Here is a 20145-nt window from a genome sequence, read left to right on the forward strand (position 1 = left end):
GTCAATGACTACTTTCTGCATTTCCACAAAGCTGCAACCAAAACTGACATATCATCCTCCGGTTCTTTTCCTGTCCAGTTAAGTACCTGCTGTAAAATGTGTCTGGCCAGTTCCTTTGGGTTTCGTATTTCCGTTCCTTTTATGATTGTTTCAAGAAGGAAGTCCTGCTCTCCTACCGGAAGTGCATCCAGCACTCCATCTGTCAGCATGATTACATACGTTCCATCCGTCAACTGCCGTTTCACTGAATCTATTTCAAGTGAATTCATCACTCCGATCGGAAGGCTTGTCGATGTCAGATGCTCAATCTGATCCTTTCTTCGGATAAAAGTTGAGGATGCGCCTGCCTTGATCAATTCACATTCCCCTGTATACAGATCAAACACTGTAAGGTCGATCGTAGAGTAATGGATTTCTTCTCTTCCGCAGACCAGTGTTGTATTGATCATCTGGATCGCAGTCTTTTCCGGAAATCCCGCTTCCAGAAGTTCTTCGAGAAGTTCTATCACAAGTGTGCTTTCCCGACAGGCAGCCTGCCCACATCCCATGCCATCTGACAATGCAACTCCCCTTTTACCACCCGGAAGATCCATCATCGTAAAACTGTCCCCTGAAATATTACTGCAGCCTTTTCCGATTCTTGCTATTCCGGATATTGTGTAATAGGATGGTCCTTCTCGGAAGACCACTGTTGTATAATCCGCTCCGATCAACTGCGCCCCTTCTTTTCCCGGAATCAATCTTCTTCCTGTCAGATTACTCAGAATCCCTGCCAGACTTTTTACCGGAATCTTTTCCGCTTTCCAGGTGCGCATCGTCAGATGCAATTCATATTTTCCCTCTCCATTCACAAGAAAATGCATGGAAAGTACACGTATTCCTTTTCTTTTTAATTGAGACAAGATCCGTTTCCCCAACCTTTCATCTGTAAATATGCTGTCTTCTAGATTTTTCGCCATATTTTGCAGCATATCTGCAAATAGATCAAGCTGGGCTGCACACCCTTCCCGGCTTCTTGCGATACGATTGATCCAGATCATATTTTGTCTTGCTTCGTGAAAACTATCAAGCATCCCCCGATAAAACCGCGGAGCCATAATGCATCGCTGCATCAGTTTTCTTTTTGTCTCTGCATCCAGTTCATTTCCATACTGATCTACTGCTGCAAGAATCTCGTATCCCATCTGATACATCTGAATATAGTTTTCCCCCCAGCACCAACTGTTTTTCTCACATTTTTCACACACTTCTTCTCTTACGCAGGCAAACATTTCATCAATCTCTTCTTCTGAAAATGTCTGCTTTTTTTCTTCTAATTTCAAAAATGTTTTCGCTAACTGTTTTAATGAAACTGCAAACTTATCAATCTGTTCCACATATAGACTACTATGTAATACCTGTCCATTTTCCATTTCCATCCCCCCTCGTTACTCAAACTGTGAAAAACACACTCCGCGAGTTTCTCAAGTTATCGCGACAGTCGCCAAGGTCTCGTGCAAGCACGAATTTTGGCTCGTTGTTTGCGTAAAAAGAAAAACTCCAGGAGAACTTTCTCTCCCGGAGTTATCTTTCGTAAAATTCTGTATCCGTCTTTCACTGACTTTGCAGATTCGATTACTATTCACTTGATTGGTTTAAATACGATTTCATTCGGATCAACAAGATTCAGCTTATCTTCTGCGATCTCTTTCATGTAATCATCTGTCTGTACATACTGCTCGTATTCTTTGATCTCTTCTGCTCTTGCCTGCTCACTTTTGATCTGTGTCTTCAGTTCTGCTTCCTGCTGTTTATACGCTGTATTCTTTGCATGAAGCTTTACTGCATTCACTCCCAGCACACCGGAAAGAAGACACAATACTGACAAAATCATAAGAACGCTTCTTTTGTACGGACTCGGACGTCTCTGCTTTGTATGGCTGCGCCGTCCAGTCACTCTTTTTTTCTTTGCCATCTAAAATTCACCCTAAAATAATACACTCTTAACGTTACCGGGAAATCAATCCTGCCTTCACTGACGGAGTCCCCCTATAAACTTCCCAATTATCAACATTCTATCTGTTTTTTCTAATAATTTCAAGGTTTTTCCTTGTTTTTTTGTGTATTTTTTCTCCAGACGAAATCAGTTTCTGAATAATGGCAACGCCAAATACAAGACCTAGTAGAAAATACCATCTGATACTACCATACGTAGTTGCATATATCTGTGAGAAAATATATGCACTCATAAATATCCAGTAGAACAGATCCTCGATTCCTTTCACCAGATTATTATGTATTATCATTTTCCTTAAGAAAATCAGGATCTCGTACCCAGCCCGGACATTCACACCTGTAAGACAGGCACAGAAGAAGACAAGCAGTTCATTTTTTATATTTAGCATCTTCTTTCTGCCTCACTTGAACATCTTTGTCCAAAAGCTTTCTTCCTGTTTCTTTGCCTGTGAAATATTAGAATATGAAACACTGTCTATTGTTCCCGACAAATCTACTTCTCCCTTTTCCACACTGAGACGGTTCACATGCAAGTCTGTTCCTTTTACTAACAGCATTCCCTGCTCTGTTTCCAGAAGAATCGCATTCAAATCAAAAGACAATACATCCAGAACACCTGTCACCATACTTGTCTTCCGGTTATTAACCACCAGCTTATGAGCCTTTACAGTCTTTTGCTGTTCCTCCATCCGCTGCACCTCCCTCTTCTCTGGCATACCCCACAGTATATTACTGGAACCAGATAACAGTTCCCTGTACTTTTCTATATATATGTCAGAGCTTTTCTACTTATTCCTGACAGATAAAGGTTTTATAGATGTGTCTTCAAAACTGCTTTATCGTATTATCGTACAATATACAGAAAGGCAGGGAATATCTCACTTTGTAAAATATTCCTTGCCTTTCTAAGATTACTGAAAACAATAACCATTGATCGACTTATAGATTCCTGTTGTCTGACAGACTTTACAGGTATTTGAATAAGTCCTTTGCTTCTTCTTTTTTTGTTGTCTCCTGTAGTTCAAGAACCTCAACCTTAACGGTTCTCGTTCCAAACTGAATCTCGATCACATCACCCGGCGTTACCTTCACAGATGCTTTCGCCGTCTTTCCATTCACCAGCACACGTCCTGCATCACAGGCCTCGTTTGCTACAGTTCTTCGCTTGATCAGACGGGAGACTTTTAAAAACTTATCCAGTCTCATATATTCTTCTACAAAATCCCCTGAACTAGTTGATAGCGTCCTTTAATGCTTTTCCAGCTTTGAATTTAGGAGCCTTGCAAGCTGCGATTGTCATAGTTTTTCCTGTCTGTGGGTTTCTTCCTTCTCTTGCTGCTCTCTCGCTTACTTCAAATGTACCAAATCCAACAAGCTGTACTTTATCTCCTGCTTTCAGCTGCTCTGTTACAACATCAACAAATGCCTTTAATGCTTTCTCGGAATCTTTCTTGGAAATCTCTGCCTTTTCAGCTACTGCTGCAATAAATTCTGTTTTGTTCATGGATTATGTCCTCCTTTATTGTACTCAAATACAATTCTATTCCTAATTTTATTTATTCAGGTTACAAGTCTGCACGATAACTTGCCTCAAACCCTTATGTACTGTTATAACGGTTTCCCTGTTGTTTGTCAAGATAAATCCACATTTTCCGCGGTTTGCGGAGCTTTTTTTATTCGAAGACCTCTCTCAAAAATACTTCTTTCTCCTTCGTCTGTTCTACTGCTGTCTGCAGCTTCTCTACACTCTTTTCCGGAAGCCATGCTTTATTTGATCTGGAATAAGCACTTGCTGTCTTCCAGAACTTTTCCGGATAGGCCAGGCGAAGGCAAAGATACTCTCTTTCATCTGGTTTTAATTGCCGTACGCTTTCATATGCTTCTAATATATTTTGTCCTGTTTTTTGTTTCCAATGGTATTTTTCCATTACTTTTCTCAAAAGGTAATATAAATCATCTACTTGTATTCCGATTCGCATCCGCTCAAAGTTTGTTATCACCTCATTTTCCGGAAGGATCATGACATTATGATAATTATAATCTCCATGAAGCATTTTCCTTTCCCGTATACTTCTTTCATATAGATTCTGGCAACCAGACCGCTCTATCTGCTCTGTCACCTTTTCTGCCTGCCATGCAATTTCTTCATAATGCTTCAGATAATAGGATTCGAATTCATTTTTTGCAACCCGTTTTCTGATAAATGACCGCACTTTTTTCATTTCCCTGTTACGACGTTTCATTTCTTCCAATGGATTTTTACTTAACAATGGTGACAACTTTGTCCAGTCCATTTTCTTTTCTTCACAAACTGACTGCTGTGTATTCTGTGGGATTTCCTGCACCTCTTCTTTCTGGAATTTCTGAAATATTTCTTTCTCCTGCAAGTCCGGCTCATACCACTGAAATCCCAGATGAAGCTCTCCCAGTTTTCTTGCTGCCCGGAAAATATCTTCCTCTCTCTTCAGATTGCACTCTTCCCCCGGATACCATTTTTTCATCAAATATCTTGTTCCATCTCTGGAATTCTGCACCAGATTCCCTTCTTTACTGAACACAGGTGTATCCACCAGATATCCCTGCTTTTCTAATCGGTTTAAAATAAGATACAATAAAGGGACGCGCCTCTCCGAGATCTTTGTCTCTTTCAGAAGCATCGTCCCTTCTTTTGTATCGCAATAAAATGCACCTCTGATCCGCCGGGTGCTATTCACTTCAAGTTCGTACTTTTCCAGTACTTCCATCTCATATTCTCTCATGGCTGCCCCCTGTCCCATTGACCTGGATTATTATTCTTTTCCAGTTACCAGACTTTTTACTGTCGGTTTTAACAGCAACCGACAACGATTTCTTTCTAATCTATGAAAAGGACAACCTGAGTATTCTCTTTTTCTTCCGGTATTTTCTACTTTTCTTTTTCCATTTTTTCTTTCACGTACTTACAGAGATTCTCTTTCGTGTTCCGTTCCGGATCATCCAGCACATATTCCAGCAGTTCACTGAGCATTGCACCGAGTTCGCGTCCCGGCTTCATCCCCAGTTCCATCAATTCTCTTCCGCTCACCGCAAGCTGTCGAAGAGTCACGCACTGATTCTCCATCAGGATCTGTTTGTAAAGATTTCTTATCTCTACGATATTTTCAATCTTTTCCCTTCTCATGTAAGTGCTCTGTGATTTTGCATCTGCAAGACGCACTGCGAGATAGTATGGGAATAATTCAACACCGATCCGATTCATTGCACGACGTACATTCGCCGGTGTTGCTTCCATCCGGTAATCATGATAGCAGACCAGCTTCGTTACAATGCGAATCGTCTCATTGTCAAATTTTAACCGCTTCAAAACTATACGGGCAATTTTCTCGCTTTCCAGAGCATGTCCTTTGAAATGATCGTTTCCTTTCTCATCTGTTGTCTTCATTGCCGGTTTTCCCATATCATGGAACAACATTGTAAGACGAAGGTATTTATCTCTCTTCACATGCTTCAATGTATGAAGTGTATGCTCTGCCACATCGTACTTATGATGTATTGTATTCTGTTTTACTCCTACCATGGCGTCCCATTCTGGAAGGACCACCTTTGTAATTCCAAGTTCACAGGCATCCTGAATGCGCTCCGGATGTGGAGACGTCAGAAGTTTCACAAGCTCTGTCTGAATACGTTCTGCACTAATATTCTTAAGGTTTGGTGCAAGCTCCTTCACTGCTTTGGCAGTATCAGGTTCAATCGGGAAATCCAGCTGTGCTGAGAAGCGTACCGCACGAAGGATACGAAGTGCATCTTCTGAAAATCTTTCCCTCGGATCTCCAACGCAACGGATCAGATGATGATTCAAATCCTGCATTCCACCAAACACATCTACCAGCCGGACATCATCATTATATGCCATCGCATTGATCGTAAAATCTCTTCTGCGAAGATCTTCTTCCAGACAATTGGTAAAGCGGACTTCCTTCGGATGACGGCTATCCTCATATGCACCGTCAATTCTATAAGTCGTCACCTCATAACTGTCTTTGCCAATCATTACTGTAACTGTTCCGTGTTCTATTCCTGTATCAACCGTCCGGCGAAATATTTCCTTGATTGCTTCTGGTTTTGCCGACGTTGTGATATCCCAGTCCTGCGGTTTTCTCGCCAAAATAGAATCTCTCACGCAGCCACCTACTGCAAATGCATCATATCCTGCAAGTTGCAGATTATTAATGATAAACAATACCTTCTTTGGTAATTCTATCTTCATTTACTACTTCCTTCCTATATTAGTAAAAGTTCCTTTTTCTCTCTATTAACAGATTAATATTATAACTGTTCTTTCTTGTTGTCTCAACTATTTTAGCACAGTTTTTCTTCTTTTATCAGCATAAATCAAAAGGATTTCCATGAATAGGCACCAACTCTTATTTAATAAACTATGAGAAACACGCTTTGCGAGTTTCTCAAGTTATCGCGACAGTCGCCAAGGTCTCGTGCAAGCACGGACTTTGGCTCGTTGTTCGCGTAGATAGAAAACAGGCAAACTCTCTTCTATTGAAAGTTTGCCTGCTCATAATAAAATTCGTTACTCCGTCTCTTTTAAAAATGTGCTGAATCTCACTCCGTCCTCTGCCGCATCTGCCAGATTCACACAGCTGTTTCCGATTCTTTCCACATTATGTAGAATCTCATTGAATGCAGCCGTAAGTCCTGCCTTACATTTTCCTTTGTGTACACGTTTAATATGTCCTTTTCTGATATCTCCGTCCATCTTGCGGATCTTTTCTTTCATCTTGACAAGATTTTCAGCCTCATTTGCCTCTTCGTTATTAACCATTTTCATGACCATGTTGTACATTTCACTGACAAGTTCCATGCTCTTCTGTATATCCTTTGATGCTTCTTGTGAGAACTGTACTCTTTCTTCTTTTGCACTCTTCTTGTCCTTTTTCACAAGCTTTTCTGTCTGCATGGAAACAGCGACATTTTTCGTAAGTTCACTGATTCTGTCAATATCGATCAATACATACTGAAGCTCTGCGGCTCTTGCTGCCTGCTGCTCTGTCATAACCCCAGCCGCTGCCATTTCTGCAAGATAATCTGTGATTTTTCCTGTAAGTTCAGCTGTCACTTCTCTGCTTTTTACAAATTCTTCAACAGAAGCACCATCTCCACTATCAATCTTTTCTGCTGCCTTTTTCAGCATCACGCCTACCTGCTCTCCGCAATTCATCAATTCTCTTACTGCAAGCTGTAATGCAACTGTCGGCTGACTGATCAGTTTGTTATCAAGAAATTTTGGCTGCACTGCATTGACTTCTTTCACTTCTCCGTCCGGGATCAGACGCATTACGATTTTCACCATAACTCCAACAAGCGGTACCCAGATCAGCGTCATCACAAGGTTGAAAAATGTATGCGTATTCGCAATCTGTCTTGAAATCACTTCAATCTCCGGTCCCTTAGGGGAAATATACTGGATAAACGCTGCCAGTGGTTTTACGAACCAGATAAACAGGAAGCATCCTGAAATATTAAAAATGCAGTGTGCAAGTGCTGTTCTCTTCGCATCCTTTGGCTGACCAATACTTGCGAGAAGTGCTGTAATCGTCGTTCCGATGTTATCACCAAAAAGAATCGGGATCGCACCTGCAAGACCGATGATACTTGTCACTCCATCAGCTCCCGGCTGAGCCGCAAAATTCTGGAGCACTGCGATTGTAGCACTGGAACTCTGTACTACAAGAGTCATTAATGCACCAACAGCAACTCCAAGAATCGGAATGTCTGCCACTTTGCCGATCAGTTCTGTGAAAATAGGGCTTGATGCTAATGGTTTCATAACTGTTCCCATCGTCTCAATTCCAAGGAACAGTAAACCGAACGCAAAAATCGTCATACCAATATTTTTTACACGTTCTGATTTAGAGATAAAATATACGATAAATCCAATAAAAATGATTGCATAAATGTAGTCACTTAACTTAAATGCAATCAGCTGTGCTGTCATTGTTGTACCGATATTGGCACCAAAAATAATAGAAATTGCCTGTGGCAGTGTCATCAGTCCTGCACTTACAAAACCAATCGCCATAACCGTCGTTGCACTTGAACTTTGCAGTACGGCTGTAACAAGCATTCCCGCAAGTGCTCCCATTACAGGATTTCTCGTTAAAAGTGACAGGATTTTCTTCATTTTTTCTCCTGCCGCTTTCTGAAGACATTCACTCATCATATTCATTCCATAGATAAAAACCGCCAGGCCACCAAGCAGCCCGAAAACAATCTGTATGTTTTCCTTCATTTTTCTTCCTCCAGATCCTCTCTCATGTCTGTTTTCAATTACAAATCACTGTCTTGCATCTGTTTTTCAAACGCAGTGCTTTTTTCTTCTTTACATATCCGAGATTATCATGGCTTTATAAAAAACTCTGTGAAGTTATGTTAAATCTATGTTAAATAGCGAAAATTTTATTAAAATCCCTTTTAAATAATGTTAAAACCAGGTTAGTTATCTATAACTTTCTTATTCTTTGCAGTCTTTCACTTCAAACGATAAACCGGACTGGTTTTCCACATTCGATATAGAAAAAAAGAGTGTTATCCACACACTTTACTGTTCATGTGTGAATAACACTCTAAAACTTCTTTATATTATTACAGTTCGCAGTTGTTTACTGTTCTTGGGAATGGAATGACGTCACGGATATTGGACATTCCTGTCAGATACATTACGCATCTCTCGAATCCAAGTCCGAATCCTGCATGTCTTGTAGAACCATATTTTCTCAGATCAAGGTAGAATCCATAATCTTCTTCCTTAAGTCCAAGTTCTTTCATTCTTCCAAGAAGCTTGTCATAATCATCCTCTCTCTGGCTTCCTCCGATGATTTCTCCGATTCCCGGTACAAGACAGTCTACAGCTGCTACTGTCTTACCATCTTCGTTCATCTTCATATAGAAAGCTTTGATTTCCTTCGGATAATCTGTAACGAATACAGGACGTTTGTATACCTGCTCTGTCAGATAGCGCTCATGCTCTGTCTGAAGGTCGCATCCCCAGGATACTTTATAATCAAACTTATCATTGTTCTTCTCAAGGATCTCTACTGCCTCTGTATATGTTACACGCGCAAAGTCAGAGTTCACTACATTATGAAGTCTGTCAAGAAGTCCTTTATCAACGAAAGAGTTGAAGAAGTTCATCTCTTCCGGTGCATTCTCAAGTACATAGTTGATCACATACTTCAACATAGCCTCAGCCAGTTCCATATCATCTTCAAGATCTGCAAATGCGATCTCCGGCTCGATCATCCAGAACTCTGCTGCATGTCTTGTTGTGTTAGAGTTCTCTGCGCGGAATGTCGGTCCAAATGTATAAATATTACGGAATGCCTGTGCATAAGTCTCTCCGTTAAGCTGACCACTTACTGTAAGGCTTGTCTCTTTTCCAAAGAAATCCTGTGTATAATCTACAGTTCCATCCTCATTCTTTGGAACATTATCCATATCCAGTGTTGTAACACGGAACATCTCTCCTGCACCCTCACAGTCACTTCCTGTGATCAGCGGAGTGTGCACATATACAAATCCTCTGTCCTGGAAGAACTGGTGAATCGCATATGCTGCCAGAGAACGAACTCTAAATACAGCCTGGAATGTGTTTGTTCTCGGACGGAGATGAGAAATTGTTCTAAGATACTCAAAGCTGTGACGCTTCTTCTGCAGTGGATAATCCGGTGCGGATGCTCCTTCGATCACAACCTCTTCTGCCTGGATCTCAAATGGCTGCTTAGCCTGTGGTGTTGCTACCAGTGTACCCTTAACAATGATTGCTGCCCCTACATTCAGCTTGGAAACTTCAGCGAAGTTCTCCATCTTATCATGATATACAATCTGTAATGTATCAAAATAAGATCCATCATTCAATACGATAAATCCGAATGTCTTAGAATCTCGAATGCTTCGAATCCAGCCCCCAACTGTTACCTCTTTGTCCAGATATGCCTCTCTGTTCTTAAATAACTCACGAATTGTTGTCAGTTCCATACCATTTACTCCTTCAAATAATTCTTCTATCTTTTTCTATTATCAAAATCTTCAAACAGATGCCTCCCGGCAGTCTTAACAGTTATTATAACACTCCAGGAGCGCAGAGTAAATAAGAAACAACTGATATCACTATGTATTTCATCTATTTTCTCAGTTTTTCCAGTTCTGCCCTCAACCGGATCAGTTCCTTTTCCGCCTCCTCAGCACGTTTTCTTTCAGCTTCCATCTCATCTTTTGTTCTCTGCATCTCTGTCTCCAGCGATTCTTTCTCCGCTTTCGTCTCCTGCATTTCTGCCTTCATTGTGAATGATGTCATCAAAAATGGCAAGGCAAATAAACGTGTACTCCTGTAAAAGGTTCAGTTCTATTCCTGAATCACTTTGTTGCTGAAACCGATGAATATAAATGTCCTTTGAAAAACTCTTGAAAACACTATTACTTTTTTCAAATAGAACTATCGTATATACTTTTTTTATGTCTCGATAATGAAACTTTTTTCCTAATTCTCTTCTTACTCTTTTATACTGTCTTAATAACATATCAGCCGAACAACATGCACTACGCTCCCCTGGAAAAAGATATCCGATAGTGTTTCTCCTTCTGTTTTTTATTCCCGGCCAGAAGTAGATATAGAATAATTTGATGCACTTGAAATTTCAATGTGTTTTTTGTTCGTAACTCATCTTTTTTGTTGATAAAATGAGGATATCTTTTTTCTACACAAAACAATATTTTTCTAAAATTTTCCAGGTGAATAACTTTATAAACATATTTTGCATAATTACTATTGCTTACGGATGCTTATAAACCGTACAAATAACTGTCCTAAAGCAATAAAAATCCCGAATTTTGTATCTATATATAAACATGCCTTTCCACTCTTGAAATCCAATATTTTCTAGTATAAAATATTCTCGTTAAATTCTTGACGAATAGCAATATAACAACGGCAGTTCTCTTACTGTGTTACCATTCACAGCAGGAGAGCTGCCGAATTACAAAAGAATAAGGAGTTATATCATGGACAATCATTTTAACACTCCCGCAGAAGTCATTGATCTGAGTATCAAGGCCTGCGAGAACAAAACCCGTCTTCCACTTGGAAAAATGATTCTGCTCGGCATCATGGCCGGTGCGTTTATTGCTTTCGGCGGTGCTACAAGCAGCACAGCAGCACACGCAGTAGAAAATGTTGGCGTAGCAAGAGCTCTTGCCGGATGTATCTTCCCTGTCGGACTGATGCTCATCGTATTTCTCGGCGGCGAACTTTTCACCGGAAACTGTCTGATCATCATGGATGTATTTGACAAACGTGTCACATGGGGCGGATTATTCCGAGATCTTTTCATCGTATTTTTCAGTAACCTGATCGGTGCTCTTTGCGTGGATCTGCTCATTGTATACAGTGGAAACCTGAACTACTCAGGCGGACTTCTCGGTGCTTATACAATCAAAGTTGCTGTTGGAAAGATCGCAATTTCACCACTGCAGGGAATCACTTCCGGAATCTTATGTAACATCCTGGTATGTCTTGCAGTACTGATGGCTACTTCCGCAAGAGATATTGCCGGTAAGGTATGGGCAATTTTCTTCCCAATCTGTGCCTTCGTAGTCGGCGGATTCGAACACTGCGTTGCCAATATGTTCTATATCCCGGCTGGTATCCTTGCTTCACTTAATCCGGCTTATGTTGCGAAAGCAGAAGAAGCTTACGGAATTACAGCTGAACAGATTGCAACACTGACACCACTTCACAGCCTTGCAAACTTTATTCCGGTTACACTTGGAAATATGCTCGGTGGTATGATCTTTGTCGGACTTCCGCTGTATCTGATTTATAAAAAGAACTGGGAAAATAAATAAGGACTGTTTTAAAGAAAAACTCATGTGAATCTCTTCTAACGAACTCACATGAGTTTTTTCTATCTCTGAGATTGTTGGCGTAGGTGCTCAAAAAAAGAACCTGAAACAAATCAGTTTCAGGTTCTTCAGAGGCGCAGACCGGATTTGAACCGGTGAATCAGGGTGTTGCAGACCCACGCCTTACCGCTTGGCTACTGCGCCGTATTTATTTAACTATTAAAGTATAGCAAAATACATGCAGTACGTCAATGGTGTTTTCTTTGATTTTTAACTTCATTATTCAACTTCTACAGGAATGAATGAAAATGTTGTCACATCAAACAATCCCATATCTGTCAGCTTAATCTCCGGAATTACTGCAAGTGACATAAAGCACAGTGTCATTACCGGCTCCACATCTCCACAGATTCCAAGTTCTTCATATGCTTTCTCGTGAATATCTGTCAGTTTCTGATCTACCCACTCACCACTCTGATCACTCATTAGTCCGGCAATCGGCATTGGCATGCTCTCGATCACTTTTCCTTCCTTCACAAGAACAATACCACCTTCCTGCTCGATCAGACTGTTCACGGCAAATTCCATCTCCTCATCATTAACTCCAACAACAATGATGTTATGAGAATCGTGAGCCACTGAAAGTGCTACAGCACCTTCTTTGATTCCGTATCCTTTCAGGAATCCACAAGCTACATTTCCTGTTCCCTGATGACGCTCAACAACAGCTACTTTTACAAGATCAACTCCTGGATTTCTTACGAACTCTCCATTTGCATCCAACTCAATCTCTGCTGTATCTTTCGCTGTTACAACTCCACCCGGAAGAATCTTGATTACATTTACTTTGTTTGATTTCAAATTCATTTTAAATTTCTCTTTGGAGAAATCTTTTACAATCACACTTCCCTTAACAGAAGAGATATCACATTTTTTGATCTCTGGCAGATATTTTCCTTCTTCTGCCACCAGCGTACCTTCTACAAATACACGGTTTACATGGAAATCTTTCAGATCATCCAGAAGAACAACATCCCCACGGTATCCCGGTGCAATTGCTCCTCTGTCTTTCAGGTCAAAGCATTCTGCTGCGTTAAGTGTTGCCATACGAATTGCTGTCACAGGATCAAGACCTTCCTCTACACAGATACGCAGATGATTATCAAGATGTCCTTCGTGAAGGATTGTCTTCGGCTGACGGTCATCAGAACAGAGCAGGCATCTTCTGCTGTTCTCTGCTGTCATTCCCTTGATCAGTGTGCGAAGATTGTGACATGCAGAACCCTGGCGGAGAAGAATGTACATTCCTCTTTCCAGACGGTCATTCATCTCTTCTACTGTAGAACATTCATGATCTGCTGCGATTCTTGCAGCGGCATATGCATTCAGCTCTTTTCCTGTGATTCCAGGTCCATGTCCATCAATAAATTTTCCTTCCTGTTTTGCTACAATGATCTTATCCAGATCACTGTCTGCCGCATTGATCACGCCCGGGAAATTCATGAATTCACCAAGTCCGGCAATTCCTTCTCTTGTGATCGGCTCTTTCATTGCTTCTGCATCGATCACCGCACCTGAATGCTCGAATGGTGTAGCCGGTACACAGGATGGCAGCTCATATTTCACATCAAGCACTGTGTTCTCAGCTGCTTTCATCATATAGTCCAGACCAGCGATTCCACATACATTTACGATCTCATGTGGGTCTGCCATAATTGTTGTTCCTCCATGTGGAACTAACAGGCGTCCAATCTCTTCAGGACTTACATAAGAAGATTCAATATGGATGTGGCTGTCGATAAATCCTGGCGCTGCATATCTTCCTTCTGCATCAATCACTTTCACGCCTTCATACTCACCGATACCTGCAATCTGATTACCTGAAAATGCAATGTCTCCTTCCTGGATCTTTCCTGAAAATACGTTTACAATCTTACAATTTTTAATCACCAGATCTGCCGGAATTCTTCCTGCAGCTGTATCAATAAGTTTCTTTAATTCCACCTTCATTGTTGCTACGTCTTTCACGTCAGAAGTCCTCCTCTTTATTTTTCATCTGAATCCTCTTTGCTTTTAAATGGAATCACTTCGCATTCATTTAAAGCTTCTTCGTCTTCGTCTGAATCTTCTTCGTCATCTTCTTCGTCATCTTCTTCCTCAAGAAAGCTTTTGATTTTTGATAAACAAATTTTGATTTTCCTGAACGAATTTTCACTCTTTACATCGGTTTCATCTTTCTCTGCATCCGGCACAAAATTCTCTGATGACTGTTCCTCTGTGTCCTCTGTAATCACAGGCATCGCGATTGTCTCACCCAAAGCTTCGGACTCTTCTGAGCTATCTCTGTTTTCGGTCACTGCCTCTGTTTCAGTCGCCGCATTTATTTCTGTAACTCCTTCTGTCTCAGCCGTTTCATTTATTTCAGATGTTACTTCTGTCTCAGCTTCTTCTGTAGTTGCATCTGTCGCAACTGCTCCTTCTGCTTCTGTAGTCAGATCTGCATCCGTCTCCTCTTCTGTTTCGTCCGCTCCATCAATTCCTTCTAACAGCGCATCAACTGTCTTCTCTTCCTCTGACACTTCTTCTGCCTCTGGCTTCGGTTCGCACGGCATCCCCACTGTAAAGCAGCTTCCGGATCCCAGGATACTTTCTGCATCCACCCATCCATCGTGTACTTCAGCAATCCATTTTACAACAGAAAGTCCCAGTCCAAAATGACCTTCTCCAGCACCTAAAGGATCTCCTCTGAAAAACCGATCCCATACGTGCGGCAGATCCGTCTCCGAAATTCCAATTCCCGCATCTGCAATCTTACAGGTAAATTCACTGCCTTTGCTTTCAACAACAACTTTGATCAGTCCAATCTCCCGGCTATAATCAATGGAATTCTCCAGCAGATTTAACAACATCTTCCGATAACAGTTCTCATCCACTTCTGCGTAAATCTCCGGTTCAATCTCATAGTCTATCTGCACCGGTTCATCTGCCTCCTGAAGTCTGCTGATCTGACCTTCTATAATTCCTGTTGTCAGTTCACTGATATTCATGCGTTTTTTATAAGCCGGCTGGCATCCCTGATCTGCCTTTGCAAAAAATGAGACTTCCTGAATAAAATCTGAAAGAATCTGTGCCTTCTTCTGCACCAGTTCAATCTGCCAGCGCTGACGCTGGGACAGTCGCCAGTCGCCAAGGCACCATGCGCTTCGTGTAAGGATCACACTGACCGGCATCCACATCTCCTGTACAACATTTTCTGCAAAATGTCCCTCCTCGCGCACATCCTCAAGTAATTCATTCAATGTCAGCTGCAGTCTCTCCAATTCCGCATCAGATTCTTCCAGTTCCAACTGTCTGGAGAAATCTTTTGTTCTACAGATTTCCGCCGCTGACTCTGCCATATCTGCAGTCCGTTTCAGAACCTCTCTTACCAGAAAGTATCCAATTGCAAGAGATGCGATGAAAACGATTGGAAGTACCACCTTCGCCATCGCTTTTGCTGACTGCGCATCTGTTCCACTTATCACTGTAGCAAGAAACAACGCAATGCCTGTTGCCACGAATATGCACCCTGTATATTTTAGTGTTAATTTTATTTTCAAAGATATTTTTTTCATTCGTACTCCTCCAATGGAATCTCTGACATTCCAAATTAGATTATAGCACATTTTAAAACAGTATGTTGTGAAATTCTTCTTAAATAAAAAGTTTTTATTATGCTTTTCCGCCTTGTATTTCTCTCTGATTTGCCCTATCCTAAAAAGTAAATATATCAGCAAAAAAAGATTTTTAAAACAATTTGAAAGAAGGAAATATCTATGAACAATTCAGTTTCTCAAGAACTATTAAAATTTCTTCAAAAGAGTCCCACAGCGTTTCATGCAGTTCAACAGATGAGATCAGAGCTTCTTGCAGTTGATTTTACTGAACTAAAGGAAAATCAGCGTTGGAATATAGAATGCGGCAAACACTATTTTGTTACACGAAATGACTCTTCCCTGATTGCGTTTACAATTCCGGAAAATGGTATTGACAAGATGCACATTCTGACAAGTCATAGTGATTCTCCGACCTTTAAGATCAAAGAGAATCCGGAGATCGAAGTGGAAAAACATTATGTGAAATTAAATGTAGAAAAATATGGTGGCATGCTCTGTGCACCCTGGTTTGACCGTCCGCTCTCTGTTGCCGGACGCGTTATAATAAAAGATAAGACAAACGGACAATTCACGAGCAAACTCGTCAATATTGACCGGGATCTTGTTATGATCCCGAATCTCGCGATTCACATGAACCGTGAGATCAATAGCGGTTACAACTACAACGCACAGAAAGATCTTCTTCCGCTTTATGGCTGTGGTTCTCCTAAAGGAACTTTTATGGAACAGATTGCTGAAGCTGCCGGGGTAGAAAAAGATGAAATTCTCGGTCATGATCTATTCCTTTATAACCGACAGGAAGGTTCCATCTGGGGGGCTTCTGAGGAATTCATTTCCAGCGGCAGACTTGATGACCTGCAGTGTGCCTTCGCATCACTTCAAGGTTTTCTTTCCGGTGAGAAAAAAGAATGTATGGCTGTACACTGTGTTCTGGATAATGAAGAAGTTGGAAGCGGTACGAAACAGGGCGCCGCATCCACGTTCCTTTTTGACACACTGATCCGTGTTCACGAAGCACTTGGATATGATGGAGAAGATTATCGTGTCCATCTTGCAGACAGCTTTATGATCTCTGCGGATAATGCTCATGCGGTTCATCCAAACTATACAGAGAAAGCAGATCCGACAAACCGTCCTTACCTGAACGAAGGAATCGTGTTGAAATTCAATGCAAACCAGAAGTACTGTACGGACGCCGTATCTGCTGCCATGTTCCGCGACCTATGTAAGCGGGCAGATGTTCCGGTTCAGACATTTACAAACCGTTCTGATATGGCCGGTGGCTCTACCCTTGGAAATATTTCCAACACTCAGGTTGCGCTCAATACCGTTGACATTGGACTTCCGCAGTTGGCAATGCATTCCCCTTATGAGACTGCAGGTGTGAAAGATACTGAGTATCTGGTACGAGCTGCAAAAGAATTCTTCTGCTAGTAAAAGAAGGAGCAGGGATTTCATTATGACGAAATCCCCGCTCTTTATTTTTTACAAATGCTTTTTCAGCGCATCTACATAATAAGACGCATAACGACTGAAAATAATATTTTTCTTTTTAATAATACCGATCCTCATCGTTTTATCAACATCTAATGGCTTCGCTATAATACTGCTTCCATTTAATTTCTGGTCGATCACACCACTGCTTACTGTGAATCCGTTTAATCCGATCACCAGGTTAAATAAGGTCGCCCTGTCTCTCACCTGTATACTCTTCGGGAAATCAAGCATACTTATAAATTCCTCTGAAAAATAAAACGAATTATTATTTCCCTGTTCATAGACAAGATACGGATATGGTCGTAAATCTTCCATGGAAATCATTTCTTTTTCTGCCAGTGGATGATCTTTACAGATAAATACATGCGGTTCTGCGACAAACATTTCCTCAAATTTCAACTGATTATTCTTTATCAGCTTCAGAATCACATCTTCATTGTGTTCCGAAAGGTAAAGAACCCCTATCTCACTTTTTCCGCTTGCCACATCTTCAATGATCTCGCCCGTCTGTGTCTCTCTTATAATAAAACTATACTGGTCTGCATCATATTCTTTGATCAGATCAACAAAAGCATTTACCGCAAACGAATAATGCTGGCAAGACACAGAAAACTTTGGTGTCCTTCTCTCTCCATTTCCAAAATGTTCTTTCATATTGTCAGCCTGCTCTAAGAGCATCCTTGCAAAGGACAATAGCTCTTCGCCTTCTCTTGTAACAGTAACGCCTTTGTTAGACCTTGTAAATGCAGTCACTCCCATCTCTTTTTCAAGATTATGAATTGCTGCACTAAGCGACGGCTGTGAAATAAAAAGCTTTTCTGCAGCCTCCGTAATATTCCCACAATCCGCAACCGTAACTAAATAGGTTAATTGCTGTAATGTCATGTTCGCTCACTCCTTATTGAAACTGATATCCGGGCTTATCATAAAAGTATTCCCCATAACCATCTTGAGACAAATGGCTGTAAGAAAAACATAATAACACCTACTGAACCACAGATCAAATAAAAATCATTAATTTTTGAATCTGATAAAGTTCGCTTTGTAAAGTTTTCGGTTACAAAACGCACAGTAAAGTAGCCGATCAAAGTACCGATGCTATTTGTAATGATATCATCTATATCAGTTGCTCTGCCAGTAAAAAGTTGAGAAATCTCAATAAAAGACGTTGCAACAATTCCGGCCAGGGCAACACTTTTTATACTTCTGAACTCTTTCCATAACATTGGTAAAAAGAAACCAAACGGAACGAACAAGAGTACGTTCAAACACGCATTAACAAAATCTGACAACATATAAATAAATGGAATCAGATTCACTGTAAACTCCGTTTGCAACATCGTGATATTCGGAAATCCCACTAATGCTAATACTACTGCCAGATAAAATCCAAAGATCATATAAACCATCGTTCGTTTCCAGCTCTGAAAGAAAAACTTCTCATATATACCCCAAAGCGGAATTATAAAAACTGCTGCTGCAACAAGTTCGATCAGGGCGTTGTATATTCTACTCATTTTTTCCTCCATGAATTGTATTTTACACAACTCATAGTCTATCATATCCGGCCTGGTTACAGTAGATTTAGACTTCTTAATTAAGTTTAATTTTTCATTAAGATAAAAACTATATATAGGACACAAAATTATAGAACCACAAAGCAACATATGATATACTAGCAATGTTACCGCCTCCTATACTGGTACAGAACGGAGGTGTTCACCATGGATTTAGCATTATCTTTTATTGTCGCTGTTGCGGCTGGTGTAGTTTGCCACTACATCATCAAATGGTTAGATGGCGACAAATAGCCGGTAACTAGCCTGTGGATTCAAACCTTTCCACACAAGAATTAGGAATAGAAAAACCCTCGGATGGCACTCCGAGGGTTTTTCGTTGCTGTTCACTATGGAATAGCATTATCTTTTTGCCTACTGGCATTATAGCATATGCAATTTAACAATACAATATGCAATTTTAATAGAAAGTGGGTATGTCCTTGCTTTTCTTGTCTTTTCATGCTATACTATCACCCGTTACAAAACCCTAAAAAACCAAGGTCTTACAAGGGTTTCGCCGATTTCCGGCGTAAGGTCATATACTTACTGTATATGCCTTCCGCGGCATTCGTCAAATGTCCATGCAAGCATGGCCGCCTGACTCATTGCTGCGCGAAAATGAATCGAGTGTTCGTGACCTTCCACTCGTAAAACAAAACTAAAGGAGAACTGAATAATGAAAAACTCAAGTAACAAAGTGCTTTACCTGGCACAGGCAGCCATGATTGCTGCCATCTATGTCGTACTGACTGTTGTCGGTGCATCACTGGCTTTTGGAGAGGTGCAGATCCGTTTTGCGGAAGCACTGACGATCCTCCCGGTATTTACTCCGGCTGCAATCCCTGGATTGTTTGTAGGATGCCTCATCGGAAACACACTTGGAGGTGCGATCCTGCCTGACATTATCTTCGGCAGCCTTGCAACACTGATTGGTGCCATCTTTACATGGTCTTTAAGAAACAAGAGCAAATTCCTTGCCCCTGTTCCTCCGGTTGTTGCCAACATCATCGTGGTTCCATTTGTATTAAAATACGCTTATATGGTTCCACTTCCGATTCCTTTCATGATGCTGACAGTTGGTGTCGGAGAAGTGATTTCCGCCGGTGTGCTTGGTCTGATTCTTTACGGAGCACTTAACAAATATCGAGGAATTATCTTTAAAAAAGCTTTATAGATTTTTCTTATGTAACAAAGGGAGTGGCCATGTGAATAATTTCGTTTCACATAGCCACTCCCCTTTTCTAAGATGGGATTTTCATATTATCATCACGGTTTTGGCGTACCACAGAATTCACAGAATGCTCCGGTATTCTCTGCTCCACACTGACATATCCATGTACCGCCTGTCTGCGGCTGTGCGTTAGCATTCATATTCTGGTTCATTCCCATGTTTCCATTCTGCACGTTGCCATTCATATTCTGCATTCCATTGTTCATCCCCATATTTCCATACTGGGCTGTGCCGTTCATGTTCTGCATTCCATTATTCATTCCCATATTTCCATACTGGGCTGTGCCGTTCATGTTCTGCATTCCATTATTCATTC

Annotated in this window: 18 protein-coding genes, 1 tRNA gene and 1 pseudogene; 3 read left to right on the forward strand and 17 right to left on the reverse strand. The window is 41.0% G+C overall.

Features of this window, described 5'->3' with window-relative positions:
• Positions 1 to 8 precede the first annotated feature (8 nt).
• The 11 genes from LI162_RS05615 to LI162_RS05665 all read right to left on the reverse strand — a co-directional run bounded on the left by LI162_RS05615 (position 9) and on the right by LI162_RS05665 (position 10327).
• Complete coding sequence (locus LI162_RS05615) at positions 9 to 1412, reverse strand: SpoIIE family protein phosphatase (protein ID WP_020436559.1); 1404 nt, start codon at positions 1410 to 1412, stop codon at positions 9 to 11.
• A gap of 209 nt (positions 1413 to 1621) precedes the next feature.
• Positions 1622 to 1954, reverse strand: a complete 333-nt coding sequence (locus LI162_RS05620; RefSeq protein ID WP_020436558.1) for an FtsB family cell division protein — start codon at positions 1952 to 1954, stop codon at positions 1622 to 1624.
• Between the two features lie 100 nt (positions 1955 to 2054).
• Positions 2055 to 2384 carry a spore cortex biosynthesis protein YabQ gene (yabQ, locus tag LI162_RS16060; protein ID WP_055147009.1) on the reverse strand — a complete coding sequence of 110 codons (330 nt, stop codon included), beginning with the start codon at positions 2382 to 2384 and terminating at the stop codon, positions 2055 to 2057.
• A gap of 12 nt (positions 2385 to 2396) precedes the next feature.
• Positions 2397 to 2684: a sporulation protein YabP gene (gene yabP / locus LI162_RS05630; protein WP_227155956.1), complete on the reverse strand. Its 288-nt coding sequence runs from the start codon at positions 2682 to 2684 to the stop codon at positions 2397 to 2399.
• A 277-nt stretch (positions 2685 to 2961) separates the two neighbouring features.
• The gene (locus tag LI162_RS05635; protein ID WP_020436556.1) at positions 2962 to 3201 is read right to left on the reverse strand and encodes an RNA-binding S4 domain-containing protein; all 240 of its coding nucleotides are present in this window, start codon (positions 3199 to 3201) and stop codon (positions 2962 to 2964) included.
• A gap of 25 nt (positions 3202 to 3226) precedes the next feature.
• Positions 3227 to 3499, reverse strand: a complete 273-nt coding sequence (locus LI162_RS05640) for an HU family DNA-binding protein (protein WP_015529979.1) — start codon at positions 3497 to 3499, stop codon at positions 3227 to 3229.
• A 169-nt stretch (positions 3500 to 3668) separates the two neighbouring features.
• Positions 3669 to 4754, reverse strand: coding sequence for a hypothetical protein (locus LI162_RS05645; RefSeq protein WP_020436555.1), 1086 nt, complete (start codon positions 4752 to 4754; stop codon positions 3669 to 3671).
• Positions 4755 to 4900: 146 nt separating this feature from the next.
• Complete coding sequence (locus LI162_RS05650; RefSeq protein WP_020436554.1) at positions 4901 to 6241, reverse strand: CCA tRNA nucleotidyltransferase; 1341 nt, start codon at positions 6239 to 6241, stop codon at positions 4901 to 4903.
• Positions 6242 to 6559: 318 nt separating this feature from the next.
• Positions 6560 to 8278, reverse strand: coding sequence for a Na/Pi cotransporter family protein (locus LI162_RS05655; protein ID WP_020436553.1), 1719 nt, complete (start codon positions 8276 to 8278; stop codon positions 6560 to 6562).
• A gap of 353 nt (positions 8279 to 8631) precedes the next feature.
• A complete protein-coding gene (gene asnS / locus LI162_RS05660) occupies positions 8632 to 10023 on the reverse strand; it encodes an asparagine--tRNA ligase (protein WP_020436552.1) in 1392 nt (463 codons plus the stop codon).
• Between the two features lie 145 nt (positions 10024 to 10168).
• Positions 10169 to 10327 (reverse strand): hypothetical protein, encoded by a 159-nt coding sequence (locus LI162_RS05665; protein ID WP_155492233.1) that lies wholly within the window; start codon positions 10325 to 10327, stop codon positions 10169 to 10171.
• A 719-nt stretch (positions 10328 to 11046) separates the two neighbouring features.
• Here LI162_RS05665 and LI162_RS05670 point away from each other — a divergent pair.
• Entirely contained in the window at positions 11047 to 11889 is an 843-nt protein-coding gene (locus LI162_RS05670) for a formate/nitrite transporter family protein (RefSeq protein WP_020436550.1), read from the forward strand.
• 129 nt (positions 11890 to 12018) lie between these two features.
• On the opposite strand, the gene LI162_RS05675 is transcribed toward LI162_RS05670, so the two are convergent.
• The 3 genes from LI162_RS05675 to LI162_RS05685 form a co-directional block, all read right to left on the reverse strand.
• A tRNA-Cys gene (locus tag LI162_RS05675) sits at positions 12019 to 12090 on the reverse strand.
• A gap of 75 nt (positions 12091 to 12165) precedes the next feature.
• Entirely contained in the window at positions 12166 to 13896 is a 1731-nt protein-coding gene (ade, locus tag LI162_RS05680) for an adenine deaminase (protein ID WP_055157164.1), read from the reverse strand.
• Between the two features lie 35 nt (positions 13897 to 13931).
• The gene (locus LI162_RS05685; protein WP_227155957.1) at positions 13932 to 15500 is read right to left on the reverse strand and encodes a sensor histidine kinase; all 1569 of its coding nucleotides are present in this window, start codon (positions 15498 to 15500) and stop codon (positions 13932 to 13934) included.
• Between the two features lie 201 nt (positions 15501 to 15701).
• On the opposite strand from LI162_RS05685, the gene LI162_RS05690 reads away from it, so the two are divergent.
• Positions 15702 to 16976: a M18 family aminopeptidase gene (locus tag LI162_RS05690; RefSeq protein ID WP_055147024.1), complete on the forward strand. Its 1275-nt coding sequence runs from the start codon at positions 15702 to 15704 to the stop codon at positions 16974 to 16976.
• Between the two features lie 51 nt (positions 16977 to 17027).
• Here the strand turns inward: LI162_RS05690 and LI162_RS05695 are convergent, their stop codons facing one another.
• Positions 17028 to 17924 carry a LysR family transcriptional regulator gene (locus LI162_RS05695; RefSeq protein ID WP_020436546.1) on the reverse strand — a complete coding sequence of 299 codons (897 nt, stop codon included), beginning with the start codon at positions 17922 to 17924 and terminating at the stop codon, positions 17028 to 17030.
• 38 nt (positions 17925 to 17962) lie between these two features.
• A complete protein-coding gene (locus LI162_RS05700; RefSeq protein ID WP_155204830.1) occupies positions 17963 to 18556 on the reverse strand; it encodes a VanZ family protein in 594 nt (197 codons plus the stop codon).
• Positions 18557 to 19274: 718 nt separating this feature from the next.
• On the opposite strand from LI162_RS05700, the gene LI162_RS05705 reads away from it, so the two are divergent.
• Positions 19275 to 19772 carry a QueT transporter family protein gene (locus tag LI162_RS05705; RefSeq protein WP_015528578.1) on the forward strand — a complete coding sequence of 166 codons (498 nt, stop codon included), beginning with the start codon at positions 19275 to 19277 and terminating at the stop codon, positions 19770 to 19772.
• A gap of 92 nt (positions 19773 to 19864) precedes the next feature.
• Here the strand turns inward: LI162_RS05705 and LI162_RS05710 are convergent.
• Positions 19865 to 20145: pseudogene (locus tag LI162_RS05710) on the reverse strand (hypothetical protein); the annotation flags it as partial.

The organism is Mediterraneibacter sp. 210702-DFI.3.120, from assembly GCF_020561005.1.
Lineage (GTDB): Bacteria > Bacillota > Clostridia > Lachnospirales > Lachnospiraceae > Mediterraneibacter > Mediterraneibacter faecis.